General features: G+C 72.0%; 7 protein-coding genes. 6 read left to right on the forward strand and 1 reads right to left on the reverse strand.

Features of this window, described 5'->3' with window-relative positions:
• The 5 genes from ACWEFJ_RS36685 to ACWEFJ_RS36705 all read left to right on the forward strand — a co-directional run bounded on the left by ACWEFJ_RS36685 (position 1) and on the right by ACWEFJ_RS36705 (position 5,860).
• Positions 1 to 789, forward strand: coding sequence for a protein phosphatase 2C domain-containing protein (locus tag ACWEFJ_RS36685; RefSeq protein WP_449716585.1), 789 nt, complete (start codon positions 1 to 3; stop codon positions 787 to 789).
• The gene (locus ACWEFJ_RS36690) at positions 752 to 2,845 is read left to right on the forward strand and encodes a phosphotransferase (RefSeq protein ID WP_449716586.1); all 2,094 of its coding nucleotides are present in this window, start codon (positions 752 to 754) and stop codon (positions 2,843 to 2,845) included. The genes ACWEFJ_RS36685 and ACWEFJ_RS36690 overlap by 38 nt, the downstream gene beginning before the upstream one ends.
• Positions 2,846 to 3,109: 264 nt before the next feature.
• A complete protein-coding gene (locus ACWEFJ_RS36695; RefSeq protein WP_449716587.1) occupies positions 3,110 to 4,714 on the forward strand; it encodes a glucuronyl esterase domain-containing protein in 1,605 nt (534 codons plus the stop codon).
• Positions 4,715 to 4,853: 139 nt separating this feature from the next.
• Positions 4,854 to 5,357 carry a peptide-methionine (S)-S-oxide reductase MsrA gene (gene msrA / locus ACWEFJ_RS36700; protein ID WP_378093745.1) on the forward strand — a complete coding sequence of 168 codons (504 nt, stop codon included), beginning with the start codon at positions 4,854 to 4,856 and terminating at the stop codon, positions 5,355 to 5,357.
• Positions 5,354 to 5,860 (forward strand): MOSC domain-containing protein, encoded by a 507-nt coding sequence (locus ACWEFJ_RS36705; RefSeq protein WP_449716588.1) that lies wholly within the window; start codon positions 5,354 to 5,356, stop codon positions 5,858 to 5,860. Before msrA ends, ACWEFJ_RS36705 begins: the two co-directional genes overlap by 4 nt.
• A gap of 36 nt (positions 5,861 to 5,896) precedes the next feature.
• Here ACWEFJ_RS36705 and ACWEFJ_RS36710 read toward each other — a convergent pair whose 3' ends face one another.
• Positions 5,897 to 7,216, reverse strand: a complete 1,320-nt coding sequence (locus ACWEFJ_RS36710; RefSeq protein ID WP_449716589.1) for a helix-turn-helix domain-containing protein — start codon at positions 7,214 to 7,216, stop codon at positions 5,897 to 5,899.
• A gap of 169 nt (positions 7,217 to 7,385) precedes the next feature.
• On the opposite strand from ACWEFJ_RS36710, the gene ACWEFJ_RS36715 reads away from it, so the two are divergent.
• Positions 7,386 to 8,072 (forward strand): hypothetical protein, encoded by a 687-nt coding sequence (locus tag ACWEFJ_RS36715; RefSeq protein WP_449716590.1) that lies wholly within the window; start codon positions 7,386 to 7,388, stop codon positions 8,070 to 8,072.
• Positions 8,073 to 8,821 lie beyond the last annotated feature (749 nt).

Raw genomic sequence — 8,821 nt, forward strand, 5'->3', positions numbered from 1 at the left:
ATGACCACCACCTCCCTCCGCGTGCCCAAGCGGGACCACACCCCGCAGGAGTGCGAGGACGCCGCTCTCGTCGTGCCCGCCGGGCCGGGGACGCCGCTGGTCGCGGCCGTGGCCGACGGCGCGTCGGAGAGCCTGCTCGCGGGCGAGTGGGCCGGGCTGCTGACCCGGACCGTCGCCGACCTCGCCCGCGACGACGACCGCGTGCCGCGGGACCCGGACCGCTTCGCGTCCGCGCTGGCGCGGGCCGGCGAGGCGTGGCGCGAGTGGCTGGCCGGGTACGTGGCCGACCGGGAGGCCGCCGGGCGACCCCTCGCCTGGTACGAGGAGCGCAAGCTCGACCGCGGCGCGCACGCGACCGTGCTCGTCGCGCGGTTCGACCGCGACCCGTCCGGGACGACCCGGTGGGCCGCCGCCGCGATCGGGGACAGCTGCCTGTTCCACACCCGCGACGACCGGCTGCTGCGCGCGTTCCCGCTGACGTCGGCGGAGGCGTTCGACAACTCGCCCGGCCTGGTCAACGCGTTCGACCGGGACCGGGAGCGGCTGGCCCGGCACGCGCGGACGGCGTCGGGCGTCGCGGAGCCGGGCGACGGGGTGTTCCTGTGCACCGACGCGCTGGCCACGTGGTTCCTGCGCGTGGCCGAGCGCGGCGACCGGCCGTGGGACGCCCTGGGGAAGTTCACCCGGACCGGTGATCTCGACGGCTTCGCCGAGTGGTTGGCCACCGCGCGGGCGGAGGGGGTGGTGCGCGATGACGACGTCACGGTCGTCCACGTCGACCTCGGCTGAGGAGCCGACGCGCGCGTTCCCGTCCGGGGCGACCTACGTCGAGGCGTTGCAGGACACGGGGGTCTGCTTCCGCGGCACCGACCTGGCCGGCGCCGAGGTGCGCGTGGACGCGCTGGGCAGGCCGCGGGCGATCTCGGGCAACTTCGCCGGCGTCTTCTCGGTGACCGGCGCGGACGGGACCCGGTACGCGGTCAAGTGCTTCACCCGCGAGGTGCCGGAGCAGGCGGCCCGCTACCGGGCGATCGGCGAGCACCTCGCCCGGCTGGACGCCGACTGGGCCGTCGGCTTCGAGTACGTGGACCGGGGCATCCTCGTGGAGGGCGCGTGGTACCCGGTGCTGCGGATGGAGTGGGTGGAGGGGGTCAACCTCCTGCGCTGGCTCGACCGGCACGTCGACGACCCGGCGGCCGTGTCGCGCGTCGCCGGGCGGTTCGCGCGGCTGGTGGCCGAGCTGGCGGAGGCCGGCATCGGGCACGGCGACCTCCAGCACGGCAACCTCCTCGTCACCGACGACGGCGCGATCACGCTGGTCGACTACGACGGCATGCACGTGCCCGCGCTGGCCGGGCTGCCCGCGACCGAGACCGGGCACCGCAACTACCAGTCGCCGGACCGCATCGCGGCCGACTTCGGCCCGGAGGTCGACCGGTTCCCGGCGTGGGTGATCTACCTGTCGCTGGTGGCCGTGGCCGCCGACCCGGCGCTGTGGCGGCAGCTGCGCGACGAGGACGCCGAGCACCTGCTCCTGGCCGAGTCCGATTTCGCCGACCCGGCGGGCTCGTTCCGGCTGGCCACCCTCACGGGGCACCCCGACGCGCGCCTGCGCGGGCTCGCCGAGCGCTTCCAGGACGTGCTGCTCCACCGGCGCGCCGCTCCCCCGCCGCTCGAACCCCTCGACGCCGCGGGGCCGACCTCGGCGGCCGACCCCACGCCGCCGGCGGACCGGGCGGAACCGCCCCCGGTGCGGTTCGGCCGGCGGTCGCCGGTCCTGGCCGCGCTGACCCGGGCGGTGCTGGTGCTGCTGCCGTTCGGGGTGCCGGCGGCCGTGTTCGTGGACGAGGCGCTCGCGGTCGCCGACGTGTCCGAAGCGCTGGCGTGGGTGGCGGCCACGGCCGCCGGCTACCGCCGCCGACCCGAGCACGGGCAGGCGCGGTCCGCGCGGGCGGAGGCCAAGCGGCTGCGCGCCGCCCGGCGGGCCGCTTCCGACCGGCTCGCGCGGGTGGACCGGGAGCAGCGGCGGATCGCTGAAACCTCCGCCGCCACCAGGGCCGAGCAGGACCGCCGGCGGCGGGAGCTGCGGCACCGCCACGACGAGCGCCTGCGCGCCCACCAGCGGGCCGTCAAGCAGCACCTCGACCGGATCGACCGCGACCGGCAGGCGTCGGCGGCGCGGGCGCACCTGGAGGAGCAGCGGCTGCTGGTGCGGCGGCAGAAGGAGCACCTGCGCGCCGAACTGGCCGGGTTCCGCCTCGCCGAAGCCGGGATCGACGGCGTGACCCGCACGTCGATCGGCAACCTGGACGCGGTCGGCGTCCGCACCGCGGCCGATTTCGTCGGCGTCCGCTACGAGGTGGACGGCCCCGACCGGGTGGCGGTGTTCGTCCTGGCAGACGGGCGCGGCGTCAGCGCGGCCGGGGTCGGGGAGGTGCTCGCCGGCCGGATCGACCACTGGCGGGAGCAGGTCACCTCCGCGGTCACGGCCGTGCGGCCGACCGCGGTGAGCCCGGCCGAGCGCGAGGAGCTGACCACGCGGTTCGCCGCCGAACGGGCGCGGCTCGACGCCGAGCACCGGCAGGTGCTGGCCGACGCCGACGCGGAGATCCGCGAGCTGCGCGCCGCCCTGCGCTCCGAACAAATCGCTCTCGCGGCCGAAATGAAAGCGGCCAACACGGGCACCGCACGCGTCCGCGCGGACCACGACCGCACGGCCACCGAAGCCGCCGTGCGCCTCGAACGTGCCGTCCAGGCGGCAGCCGAGGCCACCGTTCGGGCGAATGCGTTCCGGCTGATCACATACCGCGGTTACCTCCGGTTCCTGCTCACCGGCCGGAGCTGACCACGCGGCCACCGGGCGCGGCCTGCGGTTTTCCTGTGCGGCCAGGGCACTGCACGCTCCGTTGGGCCATGATCGAGCGAACGCCGTGGCTACTCGGTGCAGTCATCGCCAACTGAGACCGGCACCTGCATCAAGACGGCGAGATTCGTTGACATGTTTCGAGATGCTGCTCGAAACTTTAGGCGCGTTCGTCGTTCGGATCGTCGGTCCTGCACCCTGTCTCAAAGGAGAGTCGTGGTGAAGCTCAGTTCAGGCCGCCTGAGAATGCGGTCAGCGGTGGTGGTGCTCTCGGTGGCGATGCTCGGGTTGGCCGGGACGGTGACGGCGGTGGCCCTGTCCGCCCCCGCCGGTGTCGCGGCGGGTGACGTGGTGGCGGCCGGGGTGGAGGACGACGGCGCGGACTGCCCGGTGACCCTGCCGGGCTCCTACCCCTCGACCTCCCGGCTGCCCGACCCGTTCACCAGGCTCAACGGCCAACGGATCACCTCCCGCTCGGACTGGCGCTGCCGCCGTGCCGAGATCCGCGAGATGGCCGAACGCCACGTCTACGGCGACAAGCCCGCCAAGCCGACCGTGACCGGCACCGTCACCACCAGCGCGGTCACGGTCAACGTCTCCCACAACGGCCGCAGCGCGAGCTTCTCCGCCGGCGTGCAGTTGCCGTCGGGCACCGGCCCGTTCCCGGCGGTGATCGTGTACGGCGGGTTCGGCGGCGACACCGCCACCATCCGCGCCGCCGGCGCGGCCACCATCACCTTCGACCCCTACACCGTCGGCCGCGAGGGCACCCCGCGGAACAACAAGCAGGGCGCGTTCTACACCCTCTACGGCAACACCAGCCCGACCGGCCTGCTCATGGCCTGGGCCTGGGGCGTCTCCCGCATCATCGACGTGATCGAGCAGTCCGGCGGCACCGTCCTGCGCCCCGACATCGGCGTCACCGGCTGCTCCCGCTTCGGCAAGGGGGCCTTCGCCGCCGGCGTGTTCGACCAGCGCGTCGCCCTCACCATGCCCATCGAGTCCGGCACCGCCGGCGTCCCGATCTACCGCGGCGTCAACGCCGAAGGCGGCCAGACCCTGGCCAGCGCCTACGGCGAACAACCCTGGTTCGGCGACGCCTTCAGCGCCTACACGGGCAACCCCAACGCCGCCCCGATCGACACCCACGAGCTCGTCGCCATGATCGCGCCGCGCGGCCTGTTCATCATGGACAACCCCCACATCGCCAACCTCGGCCCCCGCTCCGCCTCCGTCGCGGCGTTGGGCGGGGCCGAGGTCTACAAGGCCCTCGGAGCCGGCGACAACCTGCTCTACCACTCCAACGTCACCGACGGGAACCACTGCGCCAACCGCGCCGAATGGCGCACGCCCCTCCAGCAGGCCGTCGCCAAGTTCCTCCGCAACACCGGCACCTTCACCGGCGGCGTGACCATGCACAGCAAGGCCACCGGCAACCTCGCCCAGTGGCGCGACTGGACCACTCCGACGTTGGGCACCGGTCCGACCAGCACCACCACGACCACCGGTGACACCACGACCACGACCACGACGACGACGACCACCACGTCGCAGCAGCCGGGTGGCTGCACGGCGACCGTGTCGCTGAACCAGTGGACGGGCGGCTTCGTCGCCACGGTCAAGGTCACGGCCGGCGCCTCGCCGATCAACGGCTGGACGGTGACCATGACCCTGCCGTCCGGCGCCACGGTCACGAACTCGTGGAACACCACCCGCAGCGGCACGAGCGGCACGGTGAGCTTCGGCAACGTCGGCTTCAACGGCGCGCTGGGCGCGGGACAGTCGACCGAGTTCGGCTACCAGGCCACCGGCAGCGGCTCGGGCATGACCCCCACCTGCGCCGCGAGGTAGTCCGGCCCGCCGACGGGACCGGTCCGGCGCCCACGCCGGGCCGGTCCCGTCGCGCGTCACAGCCGCCCGGGGATGACAACGGGGCGCGGGAGCGTTCACCCTGGTGCACATCCATCGGATCGAAGAGCGGAGCGACCACATGGCGAGCGTGACCGAGAAGGCCGTCCTCGCGGGCGGGTGTTTCTGGGGCATGCAGGACCTGTTCCGCCGGCACCCGGGCGTCCTCTCCACCCGTGTGGGGTACTCGGGCGGCGACGTCCCGAACGCGACCTACTACAACCACGGCAGCCACGCCGAGGCGATCGAGATCGTCTTCGACCCCGCCCGGCTGAGCTACCGGCAGATCCTGGAGTTCTTCTTCCAGATCCACGACCCGACGACGCGCAACCGCCAGGGCAACGACGTCGGCACCAGCTACCGCTCGGCGATCTTCTACACCGACGACGAGCAGAAGCGGGTCGCGGAGGCGACCATCGCCGACGTGGACGCGTCCGGCAAGTGGCCGGGCAAGGTCGTCACCGAGGTCTCCCAGCTGGGTGACTTCTGGGAGGCCGAGCCGGAGCACCAGGACTACCTGGAGCGGTACCCGAACGGGTACACCTGCCACTACGTCCGGCCGGAGTGGCAGCTCGGCGAGCGGTGAGCACGGCCGTCGAGATCGTGGCGCTGCACGTGTCCCCCGTGCACGCCTACGAGGGACGGCCCGGCGACGGACCGCGACCCGATCCCGAGCCGGTCTCGCGCGATCGCGTCGTGGTCCGGGCGGGCCTGGGCCTGGAGGGCGACCGCTACTTCAACCACCCCGCCCACCGCACGGCCGCGGTCACCGTCTTCGCCGTCGAGTCACTGGAGTCCGCCGCCGCCGACCTGCGCCTGGCCACCGTGCCGAGCCCGCTGGTCGTGCGGCGCAACATCGTGCTGCGCGGCTTCGACGTGGACGCGCTGGCCCGCCACGCCGTGTTCACCCTGGACTCCGGCGACGGCCCGGTGCGGTTCGAGACCCACCGCCCCGCGAACCCGTGCGGCTGGATGAACGCCGTCATCGCGCCGGGCGCGCTGAAAGCCCTGCGCGGCCGCGGCGGCAAGCGCTGCGTCCCCCTGGACGACGGCCTCCTCCGCCTCGGCCCCGCCACCCTCACCACCTGACCCCGGCAGGTCCGCGACTTGAGCGGGCAACCGTCGTCACGGGCGGCTGTCGGCGCCCCCGACCACTTCCCTGATCCGCTGCTCCAGCTCACGCACATCAGCAATGTCGGAATGTTTGCGCGCTTCGTCGGCCAGCTGCCCAAGGGCGTCATTGACCCGGTCAGACCGTACAGAGCCGACCGAAGCAAGCGCGTCGTTGCCCAGACGCACCGCCTCGTACGGGTCGTCACAGGTCATCACCAGAATGGCGAGATTGACCTTGGCGAGTGCCTTGCCGCGGGAGTGCCCTTCCGGGAAGCGGGCGACGGCCGCTTCGAGTTTCCGGCGCGCCTCTTCATGCCCGCCACCGTTCAACGCCACGTACAACAGCGCCCGACCGGCATCACGTTCCAGGTGGGCAGCGTTGTAATAAGAGATCCACGCCGGTTCGTTGTCAGTCGTCGCCTGTGCGAACAGGTTCTCGGCCTTGTCGACCGCAGCGCGGCAGTCCTCGCTGCGGGACACCCCGGCCAGGCCCAGCGCACGAGCATGGCGGGTGTGCATCATCGAGCCGACTTTCGGGCTCAACCGGTCGGCACGAACCAGCGCCATCTCCGCGAAGCTCAAGGCGTCGTCGGTCCGCCGCTGATGAACGGCGAGGTTCGCCAGGCCGGAGAGGGCTTTGGCGCGCATCGCCCAGTCACCGGATTCCGTCGCACAACCCACCCCGAACCGGAAGGCGCGTTCGGCATGGGTGTGCAAGCCCGCGTCGAAGCAGACTCCGGCGGCCGTATCGGCAAGTTCGGCCACAGCCGAGAACAGGTTGCCGCGGACGCGAGAGTTGGCGAACGAACCTTCGGTCAGCTCAGCGGAGGCCGACAGCTGGGTCATGACGGCGCGGGACGACAGCTTCCCGCCGTACTGGTGGTCTTGGTCGGCGAACAGCCGGGAAAGCTGCCGCACATGATCCACATCGGCTTGGCCGATTCTGGCGCGACCAGCGGCGCTCGCCGTCCTGGCTCCGAACTCCTGCATCGGATCGGAGAATGCCAGGCCGGCGACTGAACCAGCCAGCACGCGCAAGAACGTCTTTCGCTCCACGTCATCGCCTCCTTCGGCATAGCCGGGGCTTGTCTCCACGGTAGTCCGTGGGTGGGGCACGGCTTCAGCGGCAGGGTTCAGCAAGGCATCGAGTTCGTCCATGTCGATCTTCAGGAGCCGGGCCAGCTTCGGCCGCTGGTACGGCAGCGGCTCACGTGCTCCCTGCTCCCAGCGGGCCACCGTGGAGCGGTCGACGCGCATGGCCTCGGCGAACGATTCCTGGGTGAAGCCGGCGGCCTTCCTCGCCCGGGCAAAGCCGGTTCGCCGTACTGCCATCGGGTGACCTCCTGGCGTTCGCTTGCGCATTCCACAGCGCGGATTCCGCCTGGTGAAGGGTAGCGGTGCACCAGGCGGGCCCCATTCGGGCGATAGTCGGGCCGCACGGCGGCGCTGGGCGTCGCCCCATCCGGATTCCACCCTTGATCGCCGACCGCGGCGCCGGGCGATGCGCCTCACCGACGATCACAACATGGGGAGCATGACACCCGAATGCGCATCCACAGAGGACCGGACACCGGTGATGCCGCACCGGTCGTACCCGCTTCCACTTCCCCGGCAGATCACTCGAAAGAAAGGCAAGGCTGTGCCGACCAGCGCACCCAACACCGAACCATCCACGACCTCGCAGGCCGCTCTGACCTACGCCGAACCGGGCCGGCCCGTCCCACCGGGAGCCGTCTGGCATGACGGCCACTTCGCCGACCCCGTGGACGAACGACCCGTCAGCGGCCCTTGCCTGCGCCCCGTCGAGGCAGCCACCACCGATTCCGGGACGGAGCCGGCTGAACGTTCCGCACCGACCATCGCGGGACCGCCGTGGAGCGCGGAGCAGTTCACCGGGCTCATGCGGGAGCTGGCGGCCGGCGAGGCACCACGGTTGTTCGCGCTCGTGGAGGAGTACGGCGAGGCCGAAGACGCGCGCGTGGCGGATTACGGCCTGGCCTACGCCGACCGGGCTGATGTGAACTCCGTGGAAGGCGGCTTCCAACTGCACTCGCGGAGCGCGGAGAGCGCGCGGACGCTGTTCGAGATCAGCTCCCGGTCGGCAGGGGTGCGACACGTGCACGTGGTGTGGCTGGACCGGACAGCCCAACGGGAGTGCGCGAAGCACAGCGGTCGAGAACGGTATTGATCAGCGGGATCTGGAAGAAGGAGCAGCTGAACCGGCGTTGTCCTGTCCAGGTCGAACGGGTCGGCAAACTGCTACGGCAACGGCGCCTCGCGCACCGGCAGCGCTCGAGTTCGCGCCTGCTCACGGCGGTGGTGCCCGGTAGCGGCTGCCTGCGAAAATGACGGCCGAGCCACCGCCTTCCGCGTACGGACGGTAGCCAATTCGCTTGTTTACAAAGCAGCAGTGCGGTCGATCGAATTTTCGCCGTCCTCCCAACGGAAGTGGCCTCAGCCTCGCGGTTCGGTGTTTCACTGGTAGCGGGAGGTGGCCATGTGGGCGAGTCTGGGAGTGGCCGGCACCGTGGGAGCCTTGGTGACTCTGGGTGTGGTAACCGGACGTGTGCTCGGGCTGTTGATCGCGTTGCGTGGTACGTCGCCGGCTGATCGTCCCGAGATCATCCGCGCGTTGAACGACACCGGCGCGCGGACACTTCGCCGCAGGACTGCCCGTACGGCCGCGCGTCGGTCCTGATCGGCGCGTTGCCGGCGCGTACCGGGGGACGCCGAGCGTGGTCGCGGCCCTCGCCGAACCGGTGACCCGGCGGTCGGGCGACGAGTGGAGGCGAGCGAGCGCCCAAGGGGGTGGACGGCCGCGGCCGTCCACCCCCGTCAGGTCACGCGCCGGCGGCCAGGGCCGGGTGGGGGGTGGGGGGGTAGTAGCCGGTCTCGGCGAAGAACCGCAGGTACGTGTCGACCATGTTCTCGCGGCGC

The organism is Actinosynnema sp. NPDC004786 (assembly GCF_053601135.1).

Bases quoted from the DNA above. Each gene is read 5' to 3' on its own strand.
- ACWEFJ_RS36690 (WP_449716586.1), top strand. From the start codon at position 752: ATGACGACGTCACGGTCGTCCACGTCGACCTCGGCTGAGGAGCCGACG.
- ACWEFJ_RS36710 (WP_449716589.1), bottom strand. From the start codon at position 7,216: ATGGCAGTACGGCGAACCGGCTTTGCCCGGGCGAGGAAGGCCGCCGGC.
- ACWEFJ_RS36695 (WP_449716587.1), top strand. From the start codon at position 3,110: ATGCGGTCAGCGGTGGTGGTGCTCTCGGTGGCGATGCTCGGGTTGGCC.
- ACWEFJ_RS36685 (WP_449716585.1), top strand. From the start codon at position 1: ATGACCACCACCTCCCTCCGCGTGCCCAAGCGGGACCACACCCCGCAG.
- msrA (WP_378093745.1), top strand. From the start codon at position 4,854: ATGGCGAGCGTGACCGAGAAGGCCGTCCTCGCGGGCGGGTGTTTCTGG.
- ACWEFJ_RS36715 (WP_449716590.1), top strand. From the start codon at position 7,386: ATGCGCCTCACCGACGATCACAACATGGGGAGCATGACACCCGAATGC.